Source organism: Paraburkholderia sp. MM5384-R2, assembly GCF_014201025.1.
Lineage (GTDB): Bacteria > Pseudomonadota > Gammaproteobacteria > Burkholderiales > Burkholderiaceae > Paraburkholderia > Paraburkholderia tuberum.
Map to the genome: position 1 here is coordinate 37530 of NZ_JACHDI010000035.1, position 26858 is coordinate 64387.

The 26858-nt window shown below is 65.5% G+C and carries 25 protein-coding genes; 11 read left to right on the plus strand and 14 right to left on the minus strand.

Annotated elements, in window-relative coordinates:
• Nucleotides 1-117: 117 nt before the first annotated feature.
• Both HDG37_RS34145 and HDG37_RS34150 read left to right on the plus strand, forming a co-directional pair.
• Nucleotides 118-1095, plus strand: coding sequence for a LysR family transcriptional regulator (locus HDG37_RS34145; RefSeq protein ID WP_018418915.1), 978 nt, complete (start codon nt 118-120; stop codon nt 1093-1095).
• Nucleotides 1096-1237: 142 nt separating this feature from the next.
• On the plus strand, nt 1238-1792 hold the full coding sequence (locus HDG37_RS34150) for a YaeQ family protein (protein WP_184055399.1): 555 nt from the start codon (nt 1238-1240) through the stop codon (nt 1790-1792).
• Nucleotides 1793-1836: 44 nt separating this feature from the next.
• Here the strand turns inward: HDG37_RS34150 and HDG37_RS34155 are convergent, their stop codons facing one another.
• Nucleotides 1837-2262, minus strand: coding sequence for a VOC family protein (locus tag HDG37_RS34155; protein WP_184055359.1), 426 nt, complete (start codon nt 2260-2262; stop codon nt 1837-1839).
• A gap of 492 nt (nt 2263-2754) precedes the next feature.
• Here HDG37_RS34155 and ada point away from each other — a divergent pair, with 492 nt between their 5' ends.
• From ada to HDG37_RS34175, 4 genes are all read left to right on the plus strand, one after another.
• Nucleotides 2755-3915: a bifunctional DNA-binding transcriptional regulator/O6-methylguanine-DNA methyltransferase Ada gene (ada, locus tag HDG37_RS34160; protein WP_184055401.1), complete on the plus strand. Its 1161-nt coding sequence runs from the start codon at nt 2755-2757 to the stop codon at nt 3913-3915.
• Entirely contained in the window at nt 3912-4832 is a 921-nt protein-coding gene (locus tag HDG37_RS34165) for a DNA-3-methyladenine glycosylase (protein WP_184055361.1), read from the plus strand. Before ada ends, HDG37_RS34165 begins: the two co-directional genes overlap by 4 nt.
• 212 nt (nt 4833-5044) lie before the next feature.
• Entirely contained in the window at nt 5045-6661 is a 1617-nt protein-coding gene (gene gshA, locus HDG37_RS34170; RefSeq protein WP_184055363.1) for a glutamate--cysteine ligase, read from the plus strand.
• Between the two features lie 222 nt (nt 6662-6883).
• The gene (locus HDG37_RS34175) at nt 6884-7384 is read left to right on the plus strand and encodes a hypothetical protein (protein ID WP_184055364.1); all 501 of its coding nucleotides are present in this window, start codon (nt 6884-6886) and stop codon (nt 7382-7384) included.
• 51 nt (nt 7385-7435) lie between these two features.
• Here the strand turns inward: HDG37_RS34175 and HDG37_RS34180 are convergent, their stop codons facing one another.
• Together HDG37_RS34180 and HDG37_RS34185 are read right to left on the minus strand one after the other, a co-directional pair.
• Nucleotides 7436-8998 carry a DHA2 family efflux MFS transporter permease subunit gene (locus HDG37_RS34180; protein WP_184055366.1) on the minus strand — a complete coding sequence of 521 codons (1563 nt, stop codon included), beginning with the start codon at nt 8996-8998 and terminating at the stop codon, nt 7436-7438.
• Nucleotides 8999-9209: 211 nt separating this feature from the next.
• The gene (locus tag HDG37_RS34185) at nt 9210-9716 is read right to left on the minus strand and encodes a MarR family winged helix-turn-helix transcriptional regulator (RefSeq protein ID WP_184055368.1); all 507 of its coding nucleotides are present in this window, start codon (nt 9714-9716) and stop codon (nt 9210-9212) included.
• Between the two features lie 258 nt (nt 9717-9974).
• On the opposite strand from HDG37_RS34185, the gene HDG37_RS34190 reads away from it, so the two are divergent.
• Entirely contained in the window at nt 9975-10373 is a 399-nt protein-coding gene (locus HDG37_RS34190) for a hypothetical protein (RefSeq protein WP_184055370.1), read from the plus strand.
• A gap of 279 nt (nt 10374-10652) precedes the next feature.
• Nucleotides 10653-12257: an efflux transporter outer membrane subunit gene (locus tag HDG37_RS34195; protein ID WP_184055372.1), complete on the plus strand. Its 1605-nt coding sequence runs from the start codon at nt 10653-10655 to the stop codon at nt 12255-12257.
• Between the two features lie 138 nt (nt 12258-12395).
• On the opposite strand, the gene HDG37_RS34200 is transcribed toward HDG37_RS34195, so the two are convergent.
• The 8 genes from HDG37_RS34200 to gspG form a co-directional block, all read right to left on the minus strand.
• The gene (locus HDG37_RS34200) at nt 12396-13175 is read right to left on the minus strand and encodes a type II secretion system protein N (protein WP_184055374.1); all 780 of its coding nucleotides are present in this window, start codon (nt 13173-13175) and stop codon (nt 12396-12398) included.
• A 28-nt stretch (nt 13176-13203) separates the two neighbouring features.
• Complete coding sequence (locus HDG37_RS34205; protein ID WP_184055376.1) at nt 13204-13707, minus strand: type II secretion system protein M; 504 nt, start codon at nt 13705-13707, stop codon at nt 13204-13206.
• Nucleotides 13704-15113 carry a type II secretion system protein GspL gene (gene gspL, locus HDG37_RS34210; RefSeq protein WP_184055378.1) on the minus strand — a complete coding sequence of 470 codons (1410 nt, stop codon included), beginning with the start codon at nt 15111-15113 and terminating at the stop codon, nt 13704-13706. Before gspL ends, HDG37_RS34205 begins: the two co-directional genes overlap by 4 nt.
• Before the next feature lie 28 nt (nt 15114-15141).
• Nucleotides 15142-16257, minus strand: coding sequence for a type II secretion system minor pseudopilin GspK (gspK, locus tag HDG37_RS34215; protein WP_184055380.1), 1116 nt, complete (start codon nt 16255-16257; stop codon nt 15142-15144).
• A gap of 1 nt (nt 16258) precedes the next feature.
• Nucleotides 16259-16933: a type II secretion system protein J gene (locus HDG37_RS34220; protein ID WP_090802328.1), complete on the minus strand. Its 675-nt coding sequence runs from the start codon at nt 16931-16933 to the stop codon at nt 16259-16261.
• Nucleotides 16911-17354 carry a type II secretion system minor pseudopilin GspI gene (gene gspI / locus HDG37_RS34225; protein WP_221312240.1) on the minus strand — a complete coding sequence of 148 codons (444 nt, stop codon included), beginning with the start codon at nt 17352-17354 and terminating at the stop codon, nt 16911-16913. The genes HDG37_RS34220 and gspI overlap by 23 nt, the downstream gene beginning before the upstream one ends.
• A 1-nt stretch (nt 17355) precedes the next feature.
• Nucleotides 17356-17856, minus strand: a complete 501-nt coding sequence (locus tag HDG37_RS34230; protein ID WP_260335206.1) for a GspH/FimT family pseudopilin — start codon at nt 17854-17856, stop codon at nt 17356-17358.
• Between the two features lie 216 nt (nt 17857-18072).
• Nucleotides 18073-18537 carry a type II secretion system major pseudopilin GspG gene (gspG, locus tag HDG37_RS34235; RefSeq protein WP_184055384.1) on the minus strand — a complete coding sequence of 155 codons (465 nt, stop codon included), beginning with the start codon at nt 18535-18537 and terminating at the stop codon, nt 18073-18075.
• A gap of 135 nt (nt 18538-18672) precedes the next feature.
• Between gspG and HDG37_RS34240 the strand changes: the two genes are divergently transcribed.
• Complete coding sequence (locus HDG37_RS34240; RefSeq protein ID WP_184055386.1) at nt 18673-19086, plus strand: type II secretion system protein N; 414 nt, start codon at nt 18673-18675, stop codon at nt 19084-19086.
• Nucleotides 19087-19162: 76 nt separating this feature from the next.
• Here HDG37_RS34240 and gspF read toward each other — a convergent pair whose 3' ends face one another.
• The 3 genes from gspF to gspD are packed head-to-tail and all read right to left on the minus strand — an operon-like array spanning nt 19163 to nt 24295.
• Nucleotides 19163-20380 (minus strand): type II secretion system inner membrane protein GspF, encoded by a 1218-nt coding sequence (gene gspF, locus HDG37_RS34245; RefSeq protein ID WP_184055388.1) that lies wholly within the window; start codon nt 20378-20380, stop codon nt 19163-19165.
• Nucleotides 20381-20384: 4 nt separating this feature from the next.
• Complete coding sequence (gene gspE / locus HDG37_RS34250) at nt 20385-21869, minus strand: type II secretion system ATPase GspE (protein ID WP_221312242.1); 1485 nt, start codon at nt 21867-21869, stop codon at nt 20385-20387.
• A gap of 35 nt (nt 21870-21904) precedes the next feature.
• Nucleotides 21905-24295, minus strand: coding sequence for a type II secretion system secretin GspD (gspD, locus tag HDG37_RS34255; protein WP_184055392.1), 2391 nt, complete (start codon nt 24293-24295; stop codon nt 21905-21907).
• A gap of 496 nt (nt 24296-24791) precedes the next feature.
• On the opposite strand from gspD, the gene HDG37_RS34260 reads away from it, so the two are divergent.
• Nucleotides 24792-25235, plus strand: coding sequence for a lytic transglycosylase domain-containing protein (locus tag HDG37_RS34260; protein WP_184055394.1), 444 nt, complete (start codon nt 24792-24794; stop codon nt 25233-25235).
• Between the two features lie 145 nt (nt 25236-25380).
• Nucleotides 25381-26685: a GTP-binding protein gene (locus HDG37_RS34265; RefSeq protein ID WP_184055396.1), complete on the plus strand. Its 1305-nt coding sequence runs from the start codon at nt 25381-25383 to the stop codon at nt 26683-26685.
• Nucleotides 26686-26858: the final 173 nt, after the last annotated feature.

The following is a 26858-nucleotide window of genomic DNA, read 5'->3' on the forward strand; positions in this document are numbered from 1 at the left end:
CCCAATAACTTTCCAATCCCTTTTTAGGCTTCTCCGATATCAGTTTCGGTATGGCATCATGGAGCTTCAGAGGAAGAACGTACAAAAATCGCTCGTAAAAACCCAGGAGACCCTGCGATGACGCGTAGCTATTCAAACTGGTTCGTGCGCGCGCGGCTAAAGACGCGCCAGTTGCTGCTGCTTGCCGCGATGGAGGAGGAGGGCAACGTGCGCCGCGCGGCCGACGTGCTCGGCATGACGCAGCCGGCCGCGTCGCGCCTGTTGAAAGAGCTCGAGGACATGCTCGGCGTGAGCCTGTTCGACCGCACGCCGCACGGTATGCACGCGACGCTGTACGGCGAGGTGATGATCCGCCACGCGCGCATGGTGCTGTCGAACCTGAGCCAGGCGCACGACGAAATCTCGGCGCTGCGCTCGGGGCTCGCGGGTCAGGTGCGTATCGGCGTGATCGCCGCGGCGGCCGCGACGATGGTGCCGCGCGCGATCGCGAGCGTGAAGGAGCGTTATCCGCAGTTGCAGATCTGGACCGAGGTCGAGACCTCCGACGTGATGCTGCCTCGGCTCGCCGAAGGCGATCTCGACATCATGATCGGCCGCGTGCTCGAACGGCAGAACCAGTTCAAGACCGACGTGCGCTACGAACCGCTCGCCGACGAACCGCTGTGCGTGGTCGCGCGTCCCGGCCATCCGCTCGAAAATGAAACGGGATTGACGCTGCGCGGTATCGTCAACGCGGCGTGGGTGCTGCATCCGCCGGGCAGCGTGCTGCGCCATCGCTTCGATCTGATGTTTTCGCAGATCGGCCTGAATCCGCCGCAGAACGTCGTCAATACCAACAACTTTCTCGCGATTTCGAGCCTGCTGCTGCAAAGCGACATGTTGGCGGTATTGCCTGATGAAGTGGCGCGTCAGTACCAACAGTACGGGGTATTGAAGCGCGTACCGATCGATTTGCCTTGCAGGATGGATACATTCGGTATCATCACGCGCCAGTCGCATCTGTTGTCGCCGGCGGCCGCCGTCGTGCTCGACGCGCTGCGAGATGCGGCTCGCGACGTGTACGGCACGGCCACGGAACCCGCGGTGGCCCGGTAAATGCTTCCTTCTGTGTCATAGGCACCGGCTGACGGCGCGGGAGGAACATACGATGTACAGCAAACACAAGAAACGGCAACGCGCCGTCGACGATTCATTTTCGCTGCGCTCCGGTGGAGCGAGCGCCTGGTTTAGCAACGGCATGGCTCTCAAATCGACGATATACAAGGCGGAACTGCAGATCGCTGACATGGACCGGCACTATTACGCCGACCATTCGCTGACGATCGCCCGTCACCCCTCCGAAACCGACGAACGGATGATGGTCCGCGTCGCCGCGTTCGCGCTGTTCGCGCAGGAACGGCTGGAGTTCTGCAAAGGTTTGTCGGATGTCGACGAACCGGATCTCTGGGCGAAGGATCTGACCGGCGCGATCGACACGTGGATCGAGGTCGGCCAGCCCGATGAGCGCCGCATCGCCAAGGCGAGCGGGCGGGCGAATCACGTGGTCGTGATCGCGTATGGCGGGCGCACTTCGGCGATCTGGTGGCAGGGCGTGCGCAACAAGGTCGAGCGCCTGCGCAACGTGACGGTCTGGACGCTCGGCGAAGACGTCGCGGCATCGCTCGGCTCGCTTGCCGAACGCACGATGCGGCTGCAATGCACGGTGCAGGACGGCGAAGCATGGCTCGGCAGCGCCGAAGCCGATGCGGTAAAGATCGACTGGACCGTACTGAAGGCGCCCGCCGACGCGTGACGGCTCAGGTCTGAACCAGTTTTTGCGCCGCTTCGTTCTCGCATTCAGAGCGACGTGAGCCGCGCCGCTTCCGGCGGCCCCTTCAGCTCGACCATATTGCCCTCCGGGTCGAACAGATACAGCGACGGCCCGAATCCGTCCGCGCCATAACGCACTCCCTGTTCGCCGAGCCGCGCGCCATGCGCGCTCAGATGCGCCTTCAACGCGTCGGCGTCGAACGACTCGACGCGCAGACACAGGTGGTCCATGTTGCGCCCCGTGCCCGCCGCGCCGTTTTCCGCGCGATCGAGCTTCGCGCCGACCTGCAGCAGATCGATCAGCGATCGGCCCGCGCGCAGTTGCGTGAGGCCGAGTTCGCGCTGCTCCTTTTCAACGCTGCAACCGAGTACGTCGCAGTAAAAGCGCGCGAGGGTTTCGACGTGCATCGCCCGGATCACGACGTGGTCGATCTCGCGAATGTGGATTTTCATGTCGAACGCCCTTTCGCTAGTTCGGAGAACCGATTAGGAAGTGTAGGAGAAAGGAAAGGGCGGGGTGGATCGGCGGGAAGTCGTGGGCGAACCGGACCAAATGCGGACCAGGGGCGGACAGAAAACGCAGGCAAAAAAAAGCCCGCTCAAGTGGAGCGGGCTGAATCCATATCAGGAGGAGACATGGAGGAGACAGGTACTAATATACACATCGGCTTGGTGCGACGCAATAACTTTTTAAGGGAAAACCCGATATCGTGCGAAATTGCCGCACTTTGAGGCAAAACGTCCGGCCGCAGGGCATTCCAAGGCGCTTCGGATTGTGATTTGCCGGTTTGACCCCACTACGGGTACGGACAAGCGCGTCCGAATGACAGAGCAAGATCCGGCGCGTACTGTGTAGCGTTCGGGCCTAGATTGATGAGCATCGACACTGCCTGCCCATCCGGGCCCCAGGACATCATGAACGCCGCCACTCGCCATTCCGCCCCCATGCGCGCCGCCGCCGACGTCGACACCACCCAGTGGCGCACCGACGACGAACGCTGGGACGCCGTCACCCACCGCGACCGCGATGCCGACGGCGCATTCTTCTACGCGGTCAGGACGACCGGCGTGTTCTGTCGGCCGTCGTGCGCGTCGCGCCAGCCGCGCCGCGAAAACGTTGCTTTCTTCACCGATGCCGCCGCCGCGCGCGCCGCGGGCTTTCGCGATTGCAAGCGCTGCCAGCCCGGTGGTCTGCCGCGCGAGCTCGACATCGTCGCCAGGGCGTGCGCCGCGCTCGACGCCGATCCGCAGCAGCGCCTCACGCTCGCGCAACTGAGCGATGCCGTGCACGTGAGCCCGTTCCATTTGCAGCGCCTGTTCAAGCGCGTGGTCGGCGTCTCGCCGCGTCAATACCAGGCCGCGCAGCGCGGCGCCGCGTTGCGCGATGCGCTGCAGGGCGGCGCCGACGTCACGCGCGCGACGCTCGACGCCGGTTTCGGCTCGCCGTCGCGAATGTACGACAGCGCGCCGGCCGAGCTCGGCATGGCGCCGTCCGCGTATCGCCGCAAGGGCGCGGGCCTGACGGTGCGCTATGCGAGCGCGCCGACCTCGCTCGGCTTCGTGCTGGTCGCCGCGACCGACAAGGGCATCTGCAAGATCGGTTTCGGCGACGACGCCGCGCTGCTGATCGACGAATTGCGCGGCGAGTTCGCGAATGCCGAGCTGCGCGAAGACGCCGGCCGGCTCGCGCCGTTCATCGCGCAGATCGACGCGTATCTGCGCGGCACGCGCCAGGACTTCGAGTTGCCGCTCGATATCGCGTCGACCGCATTCAAGCAGCGCGTGTGGGATGCGCTGCGGCGAATCCCGTACGGCGAGACACGCAGCTATTCGCAGATCGCCGAGGCGGTCGGCTCGCCGCGGGCGGTGCGCGCCGTCGCGAGCGCATGCGCGACCAACCCGGTCGCGCTCGCGATTCCTTGCCATCGCGTCGTGCAGAAGGGCGGGGCGCTCGCCGGCTATCGCTGGGGGCTGCCACGCAAGGCCGCGTTGCTCGACAATGAGGCGCAGCACGCAGGCGGCGTTTCAGCCAGCGACGCGCCCCGCCGCGACGCAAGCCGCACAGATGCCGACTCCCACAACTCCCAACTGGATCACGCCGCTTGAGCACGCTGAACGAGGTTGCAACTCTCGAATTGCCGTTCAAGGCACCGTTCGACTGGCCGCGGCTGCTGCGCTTTTTCAGCGGCCGCGCGACGCCTGGCGTCGAAGCCGTCGAGGACGGCGCGTATCGTCGCGCGATCGACTGGAACGGCGACGGCGGCACACTCAGCGTGCGGCTGCATCCGCGCAAGCGCTGCATCGTCGCGAGCATCGAAGGGCCGGCGAGCCGCCACGCCGATGAACTGGCCGCGCCAATCGCAAGAATGTTCGACCTGTGCGCCGATCCAAAGAAGATCGCCGCCGGACTCGCGGCGGACCCGTGGCTCGCGCCGCTCGTCGCCACGGTGCCCGGCCTGCGCGTGCCGGGCGCGTGGTCCGGCTTCGAACTGGTGGTGCGCGCGATCGTCGGTCAGCAGGTCAGCGTGAAGGCCGCGACGACCATCATCGGACGGCTCGTGCAGCGAGCAGGCGAACGCATCGACGGGCATCCGCACGAAAACACCGCGTGGCGTTTTCCGACGCCGGCCGCGCTCGCCGAAGTCGATCTCGCGCAGATCGGCATGCCGGGCAAACGCGTCGCCGCGTTGCAGGGCTTGGCGCGTGCGGTCGCGAGCGGCGACGTGCCGCTCGACAGCAGCGACACCGTCGACGCCGCGAGCCTGCGCGCCGCATTGCTCGCGCTCGCGGGCATCGGCCCATGGACCGTCGAATACGTCGCGATGCGTGCATGGCGCGATCCCGATGCATGGCCCGAGGCGGATCTCGTGCTGATGCAATCGATCTGTGCGCGCGATCCTTCGCTCGTACGGCCCGCGCAGCAGCGCAGCCGCACCGACGCGTGGCGGCCGTATCGCGCGTATGCCGCGATGCATCTGTGGAACGAGGTGGCGGATCGGGCGGGCGCTGCTCGCGGGGGATGAGCTGAGCGTCGTCGCGACGTGCCGATGCCGATGGCGTAGTTCAGCGCGACCTCGACGTGCCCGCTGAAACTCCGCCGAGGCGGCCGCAAGCAGCGGTTCTGGCGAGATGTTAAAGTGCCCGCTACGAAAATTCCGCCGAACGTTGTCAGCCGCTATACCGTCTGTGAATCGTCTGGCGATACACGGCGACCGGCAACGCCCGACTTGCATCAATGCCAAACACCACACCTTCCTGCACGACCGACGCGCTTTCGCACCGCCTGTCCGTGCTCGACTCGAGCCCGCAGCGCGATGTGCTGATACGCGGCCTGCGCGGCATCGAAAGGGAAAGCCTGCGCGTGACGCGCAACGGCCAGCTCGCGATGACGCCGCATCCGCGCGGGCTCGGCTCGGCGCTCACGCACCCGTCGCTGACGACCGACTACTCCGAGGCGCTGCTCGAGCTGATCACGCCGGCTGAGCAGGACGCCGCCGAAACCCTCGCGCAACTCGACGTGCTGCATCGTTTCGTCTACGCGGAGCTCGGCGACGAGATCCTGTGGAACAACTCGATGCCGGGACTGTTGCCCGCCACCGACGATGGCATTCCGATCGCGCACTACGGCACGTCGAACATCGGCAAGCTGAAGTACGTGTACCGCGTCGGCCTCGCGCTGCGCTATGGCCGCACGATGCAGTGCATCGCGGGCATCCACTACAACTATTCGCTGAGCGAAGACGTGTGGCGCCTGCTGCACGCCGATCAGCAATCCACCGCGAACGCCGTCGACTTCCAGTCCGACCGCTACCTCGCGCTGATCCGCAATTTCCGCCGCACGAACTGGCTGCTGATGTATCTGTTCGGCGCGTCGCCGGCGCTCGATCGGCGCTTTCTCCGCGATCGCAAACACACGCTCGACACGTTCGACGCCGACACGCTGTACCGCCCGTACGCGACCAGCCTGCGCATGAGCGACCTCGGCTATTCGAACACGGCCGCGCAAGCCGCGCTGCACGTTGACTACGACACGCTGCCCGGCTATCTCGACGCGCTCGCGAAAGCCGTGAGCCAGCCGTATCCCGCCTACGAGCAGATCGGCACGCAACGCGACGGCGAGTGGGTGCAGATCAACACCAACGTGCTGCAGATCGAAAACGAGTTCTATTCGACGATTCGTCCGAAGCGCGTCACGTATCCGGGTGAGCGGCCGTTGCATGCGCTCGCCGCGCGCGGCGTGCAATACGTCGAAGTGCGTTGCATGGACATCGATCCGTTCGAGCCGGCCGGCATTTCGCTCGAAACGTCGCGCTTTCTCGACGCGTACCTGCTCGTGTGCGCGCTCGACGACAGCGTGCCCCTGCCTCCGCCCGCGTACACCGAAGCGAACCAGAACTTCGGCCGCGTGACGATGGAAGGCCGCAAGCCAGGCCTCGAACTGGTTCGCGACGGCAAGCCGGTCGCGATGATCGACTGGGCCGACGAACTGCTCGTGAAAATCGACGCCGCGGCGGCCGTGCTCGACAGCCTGAAGGGCGGCGACGAACACGCGCGCGCGGTCGCCGCGCAACGCGCGAAGCTCGCGGACGTGTCGCTGACGCCATCGGCGCGCGTGCTGCAAACGATGCGCGACCAGCAGCAAAGCTTCCTCGCGTTCGGCCTCGCGCAAAGCGAAGCGCACGCCGCGTACTTCCGTGCGCGTCCGCTCGATGCCGCGCAGTCCAAGGCGTTTGCCGACCTCGCGGTGCGATCGCTCGACGAACAGGCGAAGCTCGAACGCGACGAGGTTGGTTCGTTCGATGCGTTCGTCGCTGCGTATCGGGCCTATACGCTCAATCGCTTCAGCGTCTGAGCGTTCGACCACAGCATCCCGGAAGTGCTTCGAGCGGCCCACGTGGCCGCTTTTTCTTTGCCCCGAGTAACGCGCAGGTAACCTCTACGGATTGCGCTCTTCAGGCGTCCGTGGAATCGGCAAATACTCCGCGCGACGTCGCGATTCTCTGATCTCGGTGAAACACCGCTTCGCTGGGGTAGTCCAAAATCTTATGACATGCTCCACAGGGGAGGTATCGACGTGAAGAACAAAGCTCTGTTGGCCGCGCTGTGTCTCTTGGCGACGACGGCATGCTCGACCCAGGGTCAGGTCGATCCCGATGTCATGCAGATCGCGACCAGGCCGTTGACGTGTTCGAACAAGGCCGAATGCGACCTCTGGTGGCAACGGGCGCAAACGTGGGTCGCGAGCCATTCGAAGTACAAGATCGAGACCGCTAACGACTCGCTGATCCAGACCGCCGGCCCGGACGGCGGCAAGCGCGCGCTCGCGTTTCAGATCACGCGCGCCGCAGGTCCCGATGGCACCACCACGATCGGCTTTTCGGCGCATTGCGACAGCTCGCTCGGCTGCAAGCCGAATCCGTGGGAAGCCGGTGCGGATTTCAAGCAGTATGTGAGAGACACCACGGGCACAGCCGCCAGCGCGACGCCATCGCAGAACGCGCCCGATGCGACGCATCCGGAGACGACGCCCCGTAACACGACCAGGCTGCCGAATGGCGAGGCGATGTCGCAATAGATCGAACGGTGGCCGCAGCGGCGATGCGTTCGCCGCTGCGGCGCGTTTGCTTCAGTGTCCTAATGACGGCCCGGTGCCTTTGCGCGGCTTCGTGATCCACACGAGCACCGCCAGCACGATAAACGCCGCGCCCGAGATGCGGAAGAAGTCGTTGGTGGCCATCATGTACGCCTGACTCGTCACCACCTGGTTCAGCTGCGCGGTCAGGCTGTCGCCGGAGAGCCCGACGCCCGCCAGCGCATTCGTATAGGCGTTGGTGTTCGCCGAATACGTGTTGACCGTATCTGCAAGCATCGCGTGGTGATAGATCGTGTCGTTTTCCCAGAACGTCGTGCTGATCGCGGTGCCGATCGCGCCCGACAACGTGCGGAAAAAGTTCGACAGACCCGACGCGCTTGCAAGACGCTCGTCGGACACGCTCGACAGCGTGATCGTCGTCATCGGCACGAAGAAGCAGGCGACGCCGATCCCCTGCACGAGCCGCGGCAGGATCACCTGGCCGAACGGCACGTCGAGCGTGAACGTCGAGTTCCAGAACGATACGATCGCGAACACGATGAACGCGAAGCTCGCGACCATGCGCAGATTGAGCCGATGCATGTTCTTGCCGATCATCGGCGACAGAAACAGCGCGAGCAAGCCGACCGGTGCCGTGGCGAGACCCGCGAGGCCGGCCGTATAGCCCATCACCGTTTGCAGCCATAGCGGGAAGATCACCACCGAGCCGAAGAACGCCATGAAGCCGAACGAGACGATCACGACGCCGAGCGCGAAGTTGCGATCCTTGAACAGCGACAGGTCGACGATCGGCTCCTTCTCGGTCAACTCCCACACGAGCAGGAACGCGATCGACACGAGCGCGATCACGGCGAGCGCCACGATGAACGCCGAGTTGAACCAGTCGCGGTCCTTGCCGAGGTCGAGCATCATCTGCAGACACGACACGCCGGTCACGAGCAGCACGAGGCCCACCGCGTCGATGCGCTGGCGCGTCGTCTGCGTCTCGCGGCCACGCAGCAGCAGATACGCACAGAACGCCGAGAACAGGCCGATCGGCACGTTGATGTAGAAGATCCACGGCCACGTGAAGTTATCGGTGATGTAGCCGCCCATCACCGGGCCGAAGATCGGCGCGCAGATCACGGTCATCGCCCATAAGCCGAGCGCGAGTCCACGTTTGGCGGGCGGGTAGGAGCGCATCAGGATCGTCTGCGACAGCGGCACCATCGGCCCGGACACGAGCCCTTGCACGAGCCGGAATGCGATCAGCGATTCGAAGTTGTGCGCGAAACCGCAGGCCGCCGACGCGATCGTGAACAGCAGCACGGACAGCGTGAAAAGTCGTACCTCGCCGACGCGTCGCGCGAGCCAGCCGGTCAGCGGCACGGCGATCGCCGAGGCGACCGAGTACGACGAGATCACCCAGGTGCCCTGGCTTGCGGCGACGCCGAGGCTGCCGGAAATGGTCGGCACCGCGACGTTCGCGATCGAGGTGTCGAGCACCTCCATGAAGGTGCCGAGCGCAAGGCCGACGGTCAGCAGCGCGAGCGTGCCGCCCTGGAGCGGGGCCAGTTCTGCTGCGGGCAGCGTGGCGTTGGAAGCCGTGGCATCCATAGGTTTGTGCTCCTCAGGCGGCGAAAGCTTGTCGCGGCAGCCTTATCGGGTGTTCCAGATACGATGCTTGCATGCCACATCACCCTCTGCCCAGACAGATATCTGATGACAATGACGCCTTGGAAAAGCGCCTCGCGATTGTCCTGCTAGTACTTCGTGATGACGCGCCGCCGCCATCCGACGACGACCGTTGTTTGACGCATGCTTCGGCTCATCCCGGCGGCTCGTCCGGCGGTGGCGCCGGTCCGCAACCCACGCCGGCGTCTCCCTCGGGACCGTTTGCGATGAAACGGGCGAGCAGGTGAATCAGCGTCGCGTGCTCCTCGGCGGTAAAGCCGCGCAACTGGTCGTTCAGCACAGTTGCGCCGAGGTTCGGCAACTGGCGCGCGGCCTCGTGGCCCTGCTGCGTCAGCTCAAGTTTCACCATGCGTCGGTCGTCGCTGCTGCGGGTGCGCACGACGAAGCCCTTCTTTTCCAGCCGGTCGAGCAGACGCGTCATCGAGCCGCTGTCGTACGACATCGCGCGCGACAGCTCGAATGGCGTGCTCGCGCGCCGCGACGACAGCATCAGAATCACGCCGATCTGCTGCGCGGTAAGCCCGAGCGGCTTGACCGCACGGTCCGTGCGCTCGACCAGCACGTTGCGCGCTTTCGTCAGGTAGTAGCCGAGACTGCTCGTGAGCTCGACCTCGTCCGCTTTGTAGGGGCCATCAGTCATGGGGTATCCGCAACATCCAAGCAACACGAAGTTTAGCTGCCTAAGCAGACAAGTCAAATCGCATTTTGCGGTGCGCAACGAGGCCAACCGAAATACAACAGTCGAATCAATTGCGCCGCACAGTATCTTGAAATTTGATTGCATAGTCAATATTATGACAAGCAATGAGTTTCGCGCACCCTGCGCCATTCGAGACCATGTTCTGACCGATCGACCGCACGCCGCCCGCCTCGCGACGCGCGCCAAAGGATTTCCCCGATGCTGTACCTCAAAAACACGCTTGGCGGCCTCAGCCGCTCACTGACCGATTCCGCACTCCATACCTTCCAGGGCCGGCACCGCTGGTGGAAGCTCGCGCTGTTTGCGGGACTGTTCGTGCTGCCGGGTGGGTCGGTGGGTGTCGCGTTGCTCGCGTGGGCCGAGCATCGAAGGGGGACGAAGCGGGCGAGGAAAGGCAGCGTTGTGGGCGCGGAATCCAGCGAGATCGCGCTGCCGAAGGAAAGCTTCGTGATAAAGGCGGGAAACGTCGTCCCCGCGACGGCCAACAGCGGTAACGTTTGCCTCGCGCCTGGCGGTGCGTCGTGCCGGGCCTCCGCTGGCAAGCTCGCGTGTCAGCGTCAACGCCAGCAGACCCAATCCACGGAATCGCGGCTCTGAAGGTGCACCGATTCGCAGCGCGCTTTTCGGCACACAGTTTCGCTTCGTCTAGCCATCTGAACCACCGCGGACCCGCAGCCCCTCGCGCCGCCGGTAACAACGCGTAACCAGCGCGTCACCGCAAGTAACACACCTGCGCACCGCCTCGCATTAACCTTTCGGCTTTCAGTTTCCCGCGCTCGCGCGGGCTCATACGCTAACATTCCGGCAGACCACGATCTCGCCCGGCCGGTGGCGCCATTCCCGGCCGCATTGCGGCGTCCAGAAGGAATTCATTGCATGCAGTCTGATCGAATGTCGCGGGCGCTTGCGCCGCGCGTCCTGTCCCTTGCCGTGAGCGCGGCCTGCGCGACGCTTCTGGCCGCCTGCGCGGTCGGTCCGAACTATCAGCGGCCGGCCACCGAGATCCCCGCGTCGTTCAAGGAAGCCGCGCCCGGCTGGAAAGTCGCCGAACCCGCCGATCAACACGACCGCGGCGACTGGTGGGCGATCTACGAAGACCCGAAACTCAACGAACTCGAAGCCAAGCTCAACACCGCGAACCAGACCATCGCGCAATTCGCCGCGAGCTACCGGCAGGCGCGCGCGCTCGTCGGCGAAGCGCGGGCAGCGTACTTCCCGACGATCGGTGCGTCGGCGGGCGCGACGCGCTCGGGCAACGGCACGCAAACCAGTGGCAATGCGACTACGGCGACCAGTCGCGAGGGCATCACCAACAGCTTCAACGTGCAGATGACGGCGAGCTGGGAGCCCGACCTGTGGGGCTCGGTCACGCGCTCGGTCAACGCGCAGAAAGCCGGCCAGCAGGGCGCGGCCGCCGACCTCGCGAACGCGCGCCTGTCCGCCCAGGCCACGCTCGCGCAGACCTACTTCCTGCTGCGCGCGCTCGACTCCACGCAGAAGCTGCTCGACGACACCGTGATCGCCTATCAGCGCTCGCTGCAACTCACGCAGAATCAGTACGCGGCCGGCGTCGCCGCGCGCTCGGACGTGATCCAGGCGCAAACGCAGCTGCAATCGGCGCAGGCCGCCGCGATCGACAACGGCATCCAGCGCGCGCAGGACGAGCACGCGATCGCGGTGCTGGTCGGCGTGCCCGCGTCGATGTTCTCCCTGCCGCCGATGCCGCTCACCGCGACACCGCCCGCCGTCCCTGCGCAGATGCCCTCCGCGCTGCTCGAACGCAGGCCGGATATCGCATCGGCGGAACGCAAGGCCGCGGCGGCGAACGAGCAGATCGGCGTGGCGATCGCCGCCTTCTTCCCGTCGCTGACGCTGTCGGCGACCGGCGGCTTCGAGAACTCGGTGTTCTCGCAATTGTTGACGTTGCCGTCGCGCTTCTGGACGCTCGGCCCGCAACTGGCCGGGACGATCTTCGACGCCGGCCTGCGCAAAGCGCAAACCGAGGCCGCGCGTGCCACCTATGACGCGGATGTCGCGACCTATAGGCAGACGGTGCTCGCCGCGTTCCAGGACGTCGAGGACAACCTCGCGGCGCTGCGCATCCTCGAACAGGAAATCGTGGTGCAGCGGCAGGCGGTCAACTCGGCGCGCCAGGCGCTCGCCATCGTGACGAACGAGTACAAGGCGGGTACGGTCGGCTTCGTCAATGTGCTGACCGCGCAGACCACGGCTTTCACGGCCGAACAGAAGCTCGAGAATATCGCCGGGCAGCGGATGGTGTCGTCGGTGGGGCTCGTGAAGGCGCTCGGCGGCGGCTGGGACGCGTCGCAGATGAATCGCGAGACCGGCGATGTCGCGGCGCCCGCACCGCTGCCGGCATCGGCGCCGAGTGCTGCGGCCACGTCAGTCGGCGCGCCGTCCATCGCACAGAGCACCGCGTCGGGCACAGACGCGCCGCAAGCGCGGGTGCAGAGCAAATAATGTGCGCTGCGCTCGCCGCGCAGCAACGCCACAAAACAGAAGAGGCATGGTCGCAACTCGCGGCCATGCCTGTTTTTTCATCGCGCCACGCGCGCGAAACACGCGCCTCGGCACACATCAGCGCACGTCAGCCCCAACTCAGCGCACGAACGTCAGCGCCACCGTATCCGGCCCGCTAGGCCGGCCAAGCAGATTCAGCAGGCCGGCGAGGTTATCGTGCTGTTCCGGCGCGGCGCTCGCCGTGCCATGAAACGACGTCGATGCGGCCGACACCGTGCCGCTGCCGGTCAGCGTCAACGGACCTTTGATCGTGCTCAGATCGAGCGCCGACGACGTGCCCTGCGCCTGAAACCTGACCCGGTACGACCCGAGCGGCTTCACGAGCGACACCCGGGAGCTGACGTCGTCGAGCATCATCGTCAGCTGGCCGAACGCTTCGCCGTTGAAACTGCGCCACTCGGACCACGACAGCTGCACGTTGCCCTGCAGATCGAGCGTGTTGAATGGCGCGCCAAGCCCCGCGAGCAGCGACGCCGGCACCGCGAGCACGCCCGGCGTGACGGTTGCGCCGCGCGGCGTCGCTTCGACCGTGACCGGGTCGGGCATCGCCTCGCTATGGCGCATGACCATGCGCACGCGTCCGGTGAAAAGCGGCCAGAACGCCGTGCGCCATTCGATCCGACCAGGCAGCAGCGTCGCCGCGCTCATATCGGCGCCGGCGGCCAGCATCAGGGTCGCCGAGCCGTGCCACAGCGAGCCCTCGGCGTCGACGAGATTGACGTGCCCGTGCGTTTGCCGCGCGAACTGCGGCGTAATCCAGGTGGCCGGCAGTAACGCGAGCGTCACGGCCGCCACCGACAAAACGGCGACCACCAGCCACGGCAGCGCCGCACGCAGGCGCCACATCCAGTAATTCATGCGAGATCCTGTAGCGAGCGGCGCGTTGTTATTTCGCGGTCGACGGTTGCAGCGCGACCGTCAGATCGACCTGGCCGTCGTCTTTCAACGCGCTGATGTGCGCCTCGGAGACCTGCACCTTGAACTGCTTGCGCACGTCATCGACCCACACGGTCCAGGCCGGAAACGCCACGTTTTTCATTTGCACCTGCACCGCGTTGCCGACGAACTGCACCTGCGTCGCGGCGAGGCCATGTTCGCCGAGCGATGCGGAAAGCGCGTCCTTCAGCGCCGCGCCGGTCGGCGCGACACCTTGCGCGGCCGCCGACAGCGAGCGCGCCTCGTTCGACTGCGCGGTCATTTGCGCAAGCTGCCGCTGCAGGCTGGGCAGCGATTCACGCAGGTGCGCGCGGCCTTCCTGCGCGGGCGCCCACAGCACCGACCACGCAATCGCCACGGCGAGCGCGGCGCCGCCCCACGTCAGCAGCGCCTTTTCACGATCGGTGCGCTGGTCCCAGAAGCCAGCCCATGTTTGAGCGAGTTCAGCTTTCATTGTCCGTTCCTGATGGTCCACTTGCCGGTACTGCTGTCGATCGCGCCGGTAAGGCCGTTGCGCGCAAGGCGCTTGGCGAAGTCGGGGTCGACCTTGACCGCGGGTTTGAAGGTCACGTCGAGGCGGTGCTCGTGATAGTCGAGCGCGGCAATGCCGTTGACCGGCAGCGGCGACAGCGAGCGCGCGAGGCCGTCGGCGAGCGACAGGAAATCCTCCGGCGACAGCTCGCCCGCCGCCACGCGCAGCTGTTGCACCTGACGCGCCATCTGATCGGGCGCGTCGAGTACGACGGTCGTCTTCGGGAACGTATTGAGCAGCAGCTCCGTCATCTGCGTGTTGATCGCGTCACGCTGACGCGCAAGCATCAGCCACTGCACGTTCGCGCCGATGATCGCGACGACGAGCGCGGCGAGCGCGAGCACGATCGGCAGACGCAGACGCCGCAGCGTCGCGCGATCGAGGCGCCACGGCTGCGACGCGAATTCGAACTGGCACAGGTCGAAGCGGCATTCGAGCGCGCGTCGCGCGAGCTGCTCGAACGGCAGCGGACTCGCGCCGTGAATATGCGAGGCGAGCCGCGCGGGACTCGTCGTGGATTGGTTCGGCTCGTTGCCGGGCACCTCGGTCAGCATGTACAGCGACACCGGCGCCGCACCCGCTAGCGCGGACAGCGTCGCGTTCACCGCATCGGCCGGCGCCGCGAAACCCTCGCCCTGGACACCGCGTGCAATCGCCAGTTCGACGCGCGGCACGCCGCTGTCGAGCGCGCCTTCGACGAGCAGCGCGGGTGCGGTCTGCACGACCGCACCGAGCACCGCGGCCACCATCGGCACGATGGACGGCGCTTCGGGCGCGACCACCGGCGCGATGCCCGGTAGCGACGTCGCGACGCTCGCCGCGCCGGCGATCGCCGGCTCGCGCACTTCGGCTGTTTCATCGACGTTCGCGGCAACTTCGGTCACCGGCGCCAGCGGCAGGCAACGCGTGACCGGCACCGCGCGCAGACTGCGATGACCGGCCGCCGTGAACGCCTCACAGATGAAACGGAACCAGCCGCGATCAATGATCGCGAGCAGGTGCCGACCTTCACCAAGCGCCTGCGGATCGACCGCGATATGGCAGGTCTGCGCGTCCTGGATCAGTTGATCCTCGACGATATTGGGCAGCGCCTGGCGCAGCTTCGGGCCACGCAGCGGCGGCAGCGCCGCGGGCATCAGCAGCAGGTCGCGCGCGGCGAGCATCAGCACCGTCGTGCCGGCGCGCGGCAGCAGCGCGAGCGCCGAGCGGCCGGCGCGCTGCGTGCGCCCCGTCTTGTCGAGCAGCACGAACGGCAGCTCGGGCAGTTGCCATTCCTGCGAGGGCACCGCCGGATCACGCGGCGGCAATAGGACGATCAGCGTGCTCAAAGGCCACTCTCTCTATGGATTGCGTTGTTCACAGTTGGTCTTGTACCCGCACGATACGCGTGGTGTGAGTTAGCGGATCGCGATAGACGAGCGTCGTGCGATCCACTTCGGCGCGCTCGTGCTGCACACTGCCGTGGACTAAAAAGTAGCTCGAATTGACGTCGAACTGATTCGGATCGATCGACACCGATTGCACGCCGGCTGCGGTCAGCGCGAGCTGCACGTCGCCGGCGTTGCGGAAAAACACGCTCTGGCGCCGCGCGACGAGTGCTTGCGCCTGCGACACGGTCATGCCCGGCACCACCGCCGCGATCACTTCGGCCGACGCGGTGTTCATGTTGATCGCGGTGGTCGTAGGCAGCACTGTGACGAACGGCCGCAGCTTCGCGACGATCTCCGGCGTGTAGCCCGGAATGTCGAGCAGCGAATCGACGCTCGTCATCAGCAGCGGCGCGACCGCCGCGTTGTCCTCGCCGTCCTCGATGCCGGGCTGGTTCGTGAAGTTGCCGCCCGCCATACCGCCGCCGCCACCCACCTGCGGCGTGCTGCCGATCGACGTACCGGTCTGAAAGCGCGTCGCCGATTGCGACAGCCCCGCGCGCACGTGCAGCGCGGTCGCTTTGGCGAGCTGCCCGCTCAGGCCGAGCGACACCAGCAGGCGCTGATACGCGGCCATCTGCTCGGCGCTGGTTTGCGTCACGCCGGGCGCCGGACTTGCGACCAGATTGCGCAGATTGAATCGGGACTGCGCGTCCTCGATCGAGCCCGACAGGTAGGTGGCCGCGCCTTGCTCAGCGCGTACCTCGCCAATCTGGCCGAGAAAATCCGACAGCCGGGTTTTCGCGATCGGCACGCCCCACACGCCGCCCAGATACGTGATGCCAGCCGACGTATCGCCTTCGGAGCGCAGAATCAGCCGGGTCCAGTCGAGCGCGCCGCGCGCGACCCATTGCGCCTGCGACAACAGCCGCTGATTCTCGATGCGCCGGATTTGCACCTGCTGGCGCCACAACATGCCGGACACGAGGATCGCCGACAGCGCGACGACGAGCAGCGCGCTGATGATGGCCACACCGCGCTCGCGCGCGCCGGCCACGCGCGAACCGGATGCCGGCTTTTTCGACGACGACGAGGAGAACGTCATGTCATTCTCCGACCAGAAAAACGCGCGTGACCGGCCGCGCGAGCGATGTTGCGCCGATGCTGACCTCGAGCCCCGTCACCGAGCGTGGCATCGGCGCGTTGCCGAGCTGCGGCACCTTCAGGTTGTTGACGGCCTCGGTCATCGCGGTCTGTACGTCGTTCATCCGTATGGTCCAGCCGAGCTTCGGCACGTACATGCGCGCCGAGATCGAGCCGACGCCACCCATCAGCGGCACCGCGCTCCAGCCTTCGTCGCTGCCGTGCAACGCGCGCCTCAATTCGCCGACGTTGCCGAGCGGCGGCGACGCGTAGCGCACCACGCGGCCGTTCGAGATCTGATAGCGCACCACCTGCAGACGCGGCGCGGTGGCCGGCAGCACCATGTGCCGCACGATCTGCAGCGCGTTGCCGGACACCGAGACCGCGGCCTGGCCTGATTCGTCGTCGCTGGCGGCCTGGCGTGCGTCGATGCGCATCTGGTCGAACAGCTGCGCGAACACGCGTTCGTCTTCCATCGCGTTCGTGATCGTCGTGCGGCCGCGGATGATCTGATCGAGCCCGCGCCATGACAGCACGGCGATCACCGCGAGGATCGCGATCGCGACCAGCAGTTCGATCAGCGTGAAGCCGCGCGCGCCATAACGGCGGCGGCGCTCACAGCGAGCGGTTGTTTTCATTCGCGACCACCGTGACCATCTGCGCGAGATTGCCGGACTGCCCAGGCATCGTCACCATCACTTCGACACGGCGAAACACCGGATTCGGCGTCGCCGTCACATGCTCGGTACAGCGCAGTTGCAGATTGCCTTGCGAGCAATCGAAGCTCGTTGAGCCGATGTTGGGCCATGCATGCTTCAGATGAAGGTCCGCGAGCGCGTTGTCCGCGCTCCAGCCGGCGAGCAGACGCCGGTGCAGCTCGGCTTCGCCGCTCGCGAGACTGCCGACCGCGCGCAGCGACGCGGCAAGCGCGACCGCGATGATGGCGAGCGCGACCAGCACCTCGATCATCGTGAAGCCACGCTCCTCGCGGCACCCGACATCGCGCACCGTAAAGAGGGAAGGGGCACGGACCGACCTGCCATAGCGAAGCATCCGCATCTCAGCGCACCTCGTAGCGGCCATTGCCGGTGCCGACGATCGTCGCCTGGCCGGCCGCCGAAAACAGCGTGACCTGCACCGGCACGTCGATTGCCTCGGTACCGAACACGATGCGATCGGCGTGCGAATCCGAGCCCGGGTAACTGATCGCGACACTGGTCACGCCGCCTTCCCACTGACGCGGTCCGAGCAGATCGTCGCGCAGCGGACGCCAGCCGTCCTGGGTGCGCTGATCGAAACGGAAGCCGCCCTCGAACGGCTGCCACGCGATCGGCCGTGCGCGCACCTGCGCTTCATCGCCAGCCGATTCGAACAGCAGCGCGAGACGCTGCGCTTCCTCGTTCAGATCGGTGCGCGGATTGCGGGTCATCGTGACCGCGGTCAGCGACACGAGCAGGCCCGCGATCACGAGCACGACCATCATTTCGAGCAGCGTGAAACCTGCCGCGCGGCGGCGGCGCAGGCGGGAGCGCGGCCGCGAAGCCGTACACGGAGTGTCCATACGGGACTTGCAAGCGGACGTGCGCATAGTGCCGGCCATCGACGATCAACGGAAATTCATACAGCAATGCATCGGTGAAGCACGCGCGCTTGCACGCGCCGCGAACATAACGCCGTGGCGGGCAGGGCGCCTGGCGAAACAAGCGGCCGAACCGGTGGCAAGGAGGGCGCGTGCATGAACATCATCGAGTCTGCCGGGATGCCAGGTTCAGCCTGTTCATTGCCAGGACCCGACGTCGGAGTCGTTGCCTTCGCCGCCCGGTTTGCCATCGGCGCCGTAGCTGAACACATCGATCTCGCCGTGCACGCCCGGATTCAGGTACTGGTACGCATTGCCCCACGGATCGTTCGGCAGACGCTCGAGATAGCCGCCTTCCTTCCAGTTGCTCGGCACCGGGTCGGTGGACGGCTTTTCGATCAGTGCGTGCAGGCCTTGCTCCTGGGTCGGATAGCGGCCGTTGTCGAGGCGATAGAGCTTCAACGCCTGCATCACGGTGCCGATGTCCTGCTTCGCGGCAACGCGCCGCGCTTCGTCCGGACGGCTCATGATCTTCGGCACGATCAGCGCGGCGAGAATGCCGAGAATGGCGATCACGACCATGATTTCGATCAGCGTGAAACCGCGTTGACGACGGCCGCGCGAACCCGCGTTGTCAGCGCGGCGAATGGTCGACAGTTGCATAGGTTGCTACCTCTTTTCAGGTGAAATTTTCGGCCCGGCTTATCAGATTGAACACGCCGGGCCGTCATTTTAATGTCATGCAGTTGAAGGGTTTCAACCCACCGCAATTTTCACAATAGTCCGTACAATGTGCGCATGAACGCCATCCAAATCCGCCTCCTGTCGCTCGCGCTGTTCGCCGCTTTCTGCGCGACGCTGACCTACTGGGTCATCACGCTCATCACGATGTCCGGCGCACCGTTGCGGGCTGCGGCAGTGCATGCTCAGGTCTCGACCGATCAGGCCGCGACGCTGTTCGGCGGACAGCTCACGCGCAACGTCAATCAGGACATCCATCTTTTCGGCATCCTCGCGTTGAGCGAAGGCGCCGCGGCGATCGTCAGCGTCGGTGGCGAGCCGCCGCGCGCGGTGTCGCTCGGCAGCACGCTGATGCAAGGCACCAGGCTCTCCGAAGTCCGCGCCCGCTCGATCATCATCGACCGCAATGGCGCCCACTCGGAAATCTTCCTCCCCGCCTACTCCAGCGGTCCCACCATTTACGTGCGCTGAAAGCCGAAGCGGTTGCGCGGCTGATACCGCATGCCGCGCCAATCCTTTCTCTTCCTTCCTCGCGCTACGACGACTACTACTGCACGAGGTTGTTCAGTTCGATGATCGGCAGCATCACCGCGAGCACGATCACCAGCACCACGCCCCCCATCGCCAGGATCAGCAGCGGCTCCAGCAGGCTCGTCAGGAACATCGTGCGACGCTCCAGCTCGCGCGCTTCGCCATCGGCCGCGCGATCGAGCATCGTCGTCACGTCGCCGGTCGCTTCGCCCGAGCGGATCAGATGCACGAGCACCGGCGGAAACGTCTTCGTGTTGCCGAGCGCGCGCGACAGCGACGTACCTTCGCGCACTCGCACGATCGCGTCGTCGATGTTCTCGCGCATCGCATTGTTGCTGAGCGTTTCGGCCGCGGCTTGCAGCGCGCGCAGAATCGGCACGCCCGCCGCGGTCAGAATGCCGAGCGTGCTGGCGAAGCGGACCGTGTTATAGCCGCGCACGAGCTTGCCGATCAGCGGCGCGGTCAGCACCCAGCGGTCGAAGGCGAGCCGTGGGCCCGGTTGCCTGAGGGTCGCGCGCACCAGATAGACGACCACGATCGCGCCGATCAGCATCGCCCACCACCAGTGCCGCACGAAGCCGGACAGCGCCATCATCACGATCGTCAGAAACGGCAGTTGCTGCTTGGTGCTCGCGAACACGTTGACGACCTGCGGCACCACATAGCTGAGCAGGAACGTGACGATGCCGAACGCGATGATCGTGACGATCGTCGGATACGTGAACGCCAGCACGATCTTCTGCTTCAGTGCATTGCGCTGCTCGATGTAGTCGGCGAGCCGCGACAGCACCAGGCCGAGCTTGCCCGTGTGTTCGCCGGCCGCGACGAGCGCCCGGTAGATCTCGGGGAAGTCCTTCGGATGCTGCTGCAGCGCATTCGCGAGCGAATGACCGCCGAGCACTTCGGCGCGAATCGCCGCCATCAGCTCGCGGATGTAGTCGCGCTCCGACTGCTCGGTGAGGACCGCGAGCGCTTCGTCGAGCGGCAGACCCGCGATCAGCAGACTCGCGAGCTGCCGCGTCAGAATGGCCTGCTCGCGCTGCGACAGACGACGCCCGAGCGCGAGCCGCTGATTGCGCTCGCCGCGGGTGCGCGACGCCGCCGGTTCGACGACGAGCGGAGTGAGTCCCTGCGAGCGCAGGTTGGTGCGCGCGCCGCGCGCACTGTCGGCGTCGAGCACGCCTTTTTGTGCCTTGCCCGCCGCGTCGATCGCTTCGAAACGGAATGCCGGCATGCGCTTATGCTCCGCCCGTCACGCGAATCACTTCTTCGAGCGACGTCAGTCCCGATGCGAGCCAGCGCTCCGAATCCTCGCGCAGCGTGCGCATGCCGTGCGCGCGGCCCGCTTCGAGAATTTCGGCGTCCGCCGCGTTGCGGTGGATCAGCGCACGGATCGTCTCATCGATCATCAGCAGCTCGTAGACGCCGCGCCGTCCCGCGTAACCGGATTGGCCACAACGCTCGCAGCCGACCGGATGCCAGCGCTTGCTGCCGTCCTCTTCCGTGCGCTCTTCGCGGCACACCGGGCACAGCCGCCGCACGAGCCGCTGCGCGAGCACGCCGAGCAGCGACGAGGCGAGCAGATACGGCTCGACGCCCATGTCGGTCAGACGCGTGACCGCGGATGCCGCGTCGTTCGTGTGCAGCGTCGCGAGCACCAGGTGGCCGGTCAGCGACGCCTGCACCGCGATCTGCGCGGTTTCGAGGTCGCGGATTTCACCGATCATGATGATGTCCGGATCCTGACGCAGAATCGAGCGCAACGCGCGCGCGAAGCTCATGCCGATCCGCTCGTTGACCTGGGTCTGGCCGATGCCGGACAGGTCGTATTCGATCGGGTCTTCCACCGTCATGATGTTGGTGGTCGCCGTCTCCAGTCGCGACATCGACGCATACAGCGTCGTGGTCTTGCCGGAGCCGGTCGGGCCCGTCACGAGCACGATGCCGTGCGGCTTGCCGATCAGCTTGTCGAACTTGCCGAGCGTGTCGGATGCCATGCCCAGCGCTTCGAGATTCAGTCGCGCCGCGTCTTTTTCGAGCAGCCGCAGCACCGCGCGCTCGCCGTGGCCGGTGGGCAGCGTCGATACGCGCACGTCGACCGGACGACCGCCGACGCGCAGCGTAATGCGGCCGTCCTGCGGCAGACGTTTCTCCGCGATGTCGAGCTGCGCCATGATCTTGATCCGCGAGATCAGCGCGCCGTGCAGCGCTTTTTTCGGCCGCACCACGTCGCGCAGCGTGCCGTCGACGCGAAAGCGCACCACGGAGGCATTCTCGAACGGCTCGATATGAATATCCGATGCCTGTTCGCGCGCCGCTTGCGTGAGCAGCGCGTTGATCATGCGGATGATCGGCGCGTCGTCTTCCGATTCGAGCAGATCCTCGACCTCGGGAATGTCCTGCATCAGACGCGACAGATCGACTTCGCCTTCCACTTCACCGACCACCTGCGCGGCGCTGCCGTCCTGGCGCGCATAGGCCTGGTTGATCGCCTGCGCGAGATCGTCGGCGGGCACGCGCACGACCGATACCGTGCCGTAGTTGCGCGCGATTTCGGCAAGCGCGGCTTCGCTCGTGCGCTCGCTGATCCAGACTTCGAGGCTATCCGCATACTGATGCGCGACCAGGATCTGGCCGCTGCGCGCGAAACCGTACGGCACGAGCCGGGCGGCAAGCGGCGAGGGCGCCGCGCGCTCGCCGGCGGCGGCGTCGCCGTTCAACAGAACTTGCGATGGCGCGGTTTGCGCGGGCGTCTGCGTCACGGACGCGCTCCCGGCGATACCGTACTCGGCACCACTCCGCTGGCCGGATCGACGCCCGCCGGTTGCGGCACGGTTTGCGGCATCGTTTGCGGCACGGGTTGCGTGGTGGGCTGCGCGTTGGCTTGCGGCACGGCCTGCGGCGGTACCTGTTGAGGCACCTGTTGCGGTGCCTGCTGCGGCATCATCTGCTGGCGGCGCATCTGGTTCAGATCGAACAGGTTCAGCGCCGGCACACCGCCCTGGCTCGGGCCGAGCGGCATCGGCGGCACGACCGGATCGTCGCGATCCTTCATGATGTTGTTGTCCGAACGGTACGCACCCTGCACGCCCTGGATGTAGTCGTAGCGGTTCGCCGTGACGGCCTGGGTGGTGTCGTGATCGGCCAGAATGACCGGGCGCAGGAATACCATCAGGTTAGTCTTGTTGCGCGTCTTCTGCTCGGAGCGAAACAGCTGGCCCAGCCACGGAATGTCGCCGAGCAGCGGCACCTTGCTGTTGCTGACCTGGTAGTTGTCCTGCATCAGGCCGCCGAGCACGATGATCTCGCCGTTATCGCACAGCACGGTCGACTGGATCGAACGCTTCGTGAATTCCGGGCCCGCCGGGTTCGTCGCCGCGTTGTTCGTACCGTTCACGATCGCCGAATCTTCCGTATAGAGCTGCAGCTTCAGGATGCCGCCGTCGGTAATCTGCGGCTTCACGTGCAGCGTCAGACCGACGTCGACACGGTCGAACGTGTTGAACGCCGCGCTCGTCGTGCCGCTCGTCAGGTTCGAGTACGAACCGGTCTGGATCGGCACGTTGGTACCGACGATAATCTTCGCTTCTTCGTTGTCGAGCGTGATCAGGTTCGGCGTGGACAGCACGTTCGCGTCGGCGGTCTGCGACAGCGCCTGCAGCAGCGCGCCGAGACCCTGTACGCCGAAAATGTTGTGGATCCAGCCGACGTTCAGGCCCTGTTGCAGGGCGCCCGAACCCAGTGCGGTCGCGAGACCGCCGGTCGAGCCGGCAGCGGCCGCGGCCGCCGTCAGGTTGATGATGCTGTTGCCCGAGCCAGTCGCCAGGTTGGTACCGGCAAACAGGTTACCGTTCGCGACCTGCCACTGAATGCCGAGGTTGCCGCTCGTATTCGAGTTCAGCTCGACGATCAGCGCCTCGATATACACCTGCGCGCGACGCGCATCGAGCTGGTCGATCACCGCGCGCAAGTTGCGGTACGTCGCTTCGGGCGCCGTGATGATCAGCGAGTTGGTTGCGGGATCGGCCGTGATCATGCCGCCGCCCTGGTCTTCGCTCTTCTCCTTGTCTCCGCCGAGAAAGCCGCCATTATTACTATTCGAGCCCGAGGCGCCGCCGCCCATCGGCGAGTTCATCGAGCTGCCGCCGAGTCCGCCTGACGGCAACGGTGGTGTGCCCGACGTGCCAGTCGAATTGCTGGCGTTCGACAGACCGCCGCCGCCGCCACCACTGCTGTTCTGGTTGAACGAGTTCGCCTCGTTCGAGCCGCCCGACGAGCCTTCGCCGCCGCCCTTGCCGAGCATGTTGCGCAGCGTGCGCGCGAGCTTCGTCGCGTCCGCGTTGCGCAGCGGCACGACGTGAATGTTGCCCGGCATCGTGGTCGGTACGTCGAGCTGTTTCGCGAGCTCCTTTGCCGCCGCGAGACGTGCCGTATTCGACGCGCGCATCAGTAGCGAGTTGGTGCGCGGATCCGACGCGATCGACACCTTCAGCGTCGCGTCCGTACTGCCTATCGAGCCCGGATCGAGCATCTTGTTCATCTGCTGCGCGATGTCGATCGCATTCGCATTCTTCAGCGGCACGACCGCCACCGACTGGCCTGCCGCGTTATCGATGCCCGCGATGATCTGCGCGATGCGCCGCACGTTGTCGGCGTAGTCGGTGACGACGATCGTATTGTTGGCGGGGTAGGCCGCGACGGTGTTGTTCGGCGAAATCAGCGGACGCAGTACCGGCAGCAGGTTGTTGGCCGATTCGTTCCTCAGCGTGAAGACCTGCGTGATGACCTGGTCGCCGCGCGCCGTCGGCGCGTTGCCGACGTAGGTCGGCACGCCTTGCAGTTTGGCATCGGCCTCGGGCACCACTTTCAGCACGCCGTGATCCTGCACGAGCGCGAAGCCCTGCATGCGCAGCGCGGACTGCAGGGTTTTGAGCGCCTGATCCTCGGGTACCGCGTTTTCGGACACGAGGTTCAGTTGCCCCTTCACCCGCGGATCGACGATGATCGTCTTGCCGGTCGCCGCGCCGATCGCCTTGGCGACCTGGTCGATGTCGGCGTTGACGAAGTTGAGTGTCACCTCTGCCTGTGCTGTCTGCGCGGTGATCAGTCCAGCCACCAGCAGCGCCGTTGCCACGCGACGCAAAGCCATACAATTTCTTCTCATGGAATGTGATATCGATGCCGGCAGCCTCTGCCACCGACGGTCATGCGATGCGGACCTGGCAGCAAGCTACCGCCCGGTCGGTCTGTGAGCCGGCCCCAAAAGCGAGTTTCGCTTCGAGCTCCAGCGTCCCGACGTCCGAAAAAAACGAACAGTAACAGCTTTTCATGTCGGATTTGAAACAAAACAAGAGGCCTCATGCGAATCCTTAGGGATCGCAGGGTTGTTGTTAAATTGAAAGCTGATCGGCACCGTACACAGACGCCATTACCCGGCTTTGTACGGTCTTATGTCGGTTAGCCAACTTGACGAAGGTCGGACTGCCGGTATGATACGAGCCGTTCGACTCACTGCTATGTGTTTGCTGACGCGGGTTTTCCCCGATGCTCGACAAATGCCCGGCCAGCTTGCCGTTGCGGCCGAAATGCGGCCGGCAAACTGCCTTACCGATTCTTACCTCGGGTTTATCCAGTCCTGTTGACCGATGAAAAGTTCGCTCGTCACCGTCGCCGCCACGCTCGCGCTGCTCGTCGCAGCCGGCTCCGCGCGCGCCGACTGCTTCGACGAAGCGGCGAAGTATCAGAAGGTCAACCCATTGATTTTACGGGCTATCGCGTGGCAGGAGTCGCACAACCGTCCGGATGCGCAGCACAAGAACGCGAACGGCTCGACCGACTACGGTGTGATGCAGATCAATTCGGTGCATCTGCCGGTGCTCGCCCAGTACGGGATCTCGCAGGGCACGCTGATGGAGCCGTGCAAGAACGTTTATATCGCGGCGTGGCATCTGCGCCGCCAGATGAACAAGTACGGCAATACCTGGCAGGCGGTCGGAGCATACCACTCTGAGACGCCGGCGTTGCGGGACAAATACTCGCAACAGATCGCCGCGATTCTGCGCAGCTGGAAGTTGATGCCCGCGCGGTAGGCTTCCCCAGCGCTGTCGCTCGCGCAGGCCGCGCCCGTTTTAATGCACAATGCGGCTTCATGCTGCTGTCGCGCCGTCGCAGCGACGCCGACCATTTGGCCCCGCCCCCGGCACGCCTTTCAATCCTCCCGTATTCCGTACCGCGATGAACCAGCCGCTATTGCCCATCACCGTGCTCTCCGGTTTTCTGGGCGCCGGCAAGACCACGCTCCTGAATCACATCCTCGCGAATCGCGCCGGTTTGCGCGTCGCCGCGATCGTCGACGATCTCGCCGCGGTCAATATCGACCCGACGCTCGTGCGCCAGGCGGCCGATCTGTCGAGCGTCGACGAGCAGGTCGTTGAACTCAGGAACGGCTGTATCTGCTGCACGCTGCGCGACGAGCTGCAAAACGAAATCCGTCGCCTCGCCGGCGAAAATCGCTTCGACGCGCTCGTGATCGAATCGAGCGGCATCGCCGAGCCGATGTCGAGTGCCGAAACCATTACATTCGAGGGCCACGAAGGCGCGTCGCTCGGCGACGTCGCGCGGCTCGATACGATGGTCACGATCGTCGATGCGTTCAACTTCCTGCGCGATTACGCGTCGGCCGATGCGCTCGCCGAACGCGGCATCACGGTCGACGAAGACGACGACCGTACGATCGTCGAATTGCTGATCGAGCAGATCGAGTTTTGTGACGTGCTCGTCGTGAACAAGATCGATCTCGTCAGCGCCGACGAGCTCGCGCGTTTGCAGCGCATCCTCGCACGCCTGAACCCGCGCGCGGTGCAGCTCGTGAGCCGCTTCGCCGACGTGCCGCTCGACCAGATCGTGAACACCGGACGCTTCGATTTCGACGAAGCGTCGAATGCGCCGGGCTGGCTCGCGGCACTCGAGCACGAGCACGGCGGTGAACACGGCCACATGCATCGCAGCGAAGCCGACGAATACGGCGTCGGCCATTTCGTCTATCGCGCACGCCGGCCGTTTCATCCGCAGCGGCTGTGGGAGCTGCTGCATCGGGAGTGGAAGGGCGTACTGCGTAGCAAGGGATTCTTCTGGCTCGCGACGCGCAACGATATCGGCGGTTCGCTATCGCAGGCCGGTGGCGCTTGCCGGCACGGTCCGGCGGGCATGTGGTGGGCCGCGCAGGATCGCAGCGAATGGCCGGCAGGTGACGACGAGCTGGCCGCCGAAATCGCCGCCGACTGGTACGGCGCGCCGGACGATACCAGCATCGGCGATCGTCGTCAGGAGTTCGTGCTGATCGGCGTGGATATCGACCCCGCCATCTGGCGCGCGAAGTTCGACGCCTGTTTGCTCACCGACGACGAATACGCGCTCGGGCCGCAAGCCTGGCAGCAGTTCCCTGATCCGTTCCCGGCGTGGGAGTTCGACGATCACGATCACGATCACGATCATGATGATGATCGCGGCCATCATCATCACGGGCACGGCGACGACTGAGAACATGGCGGACATGTCCACGGCGCGAACGCGCATCGTCATGACTGAACGAAGCACGTCCCGCGCTTGAACCATATGCAATCGGCATAGGGGGTAGCCAAGAGGCTACGCCCCTGCCACACCACCCGGCATGCGGGTCCGCACCGGGCGGTTCGGGAAGTTGAGGTCAGGAG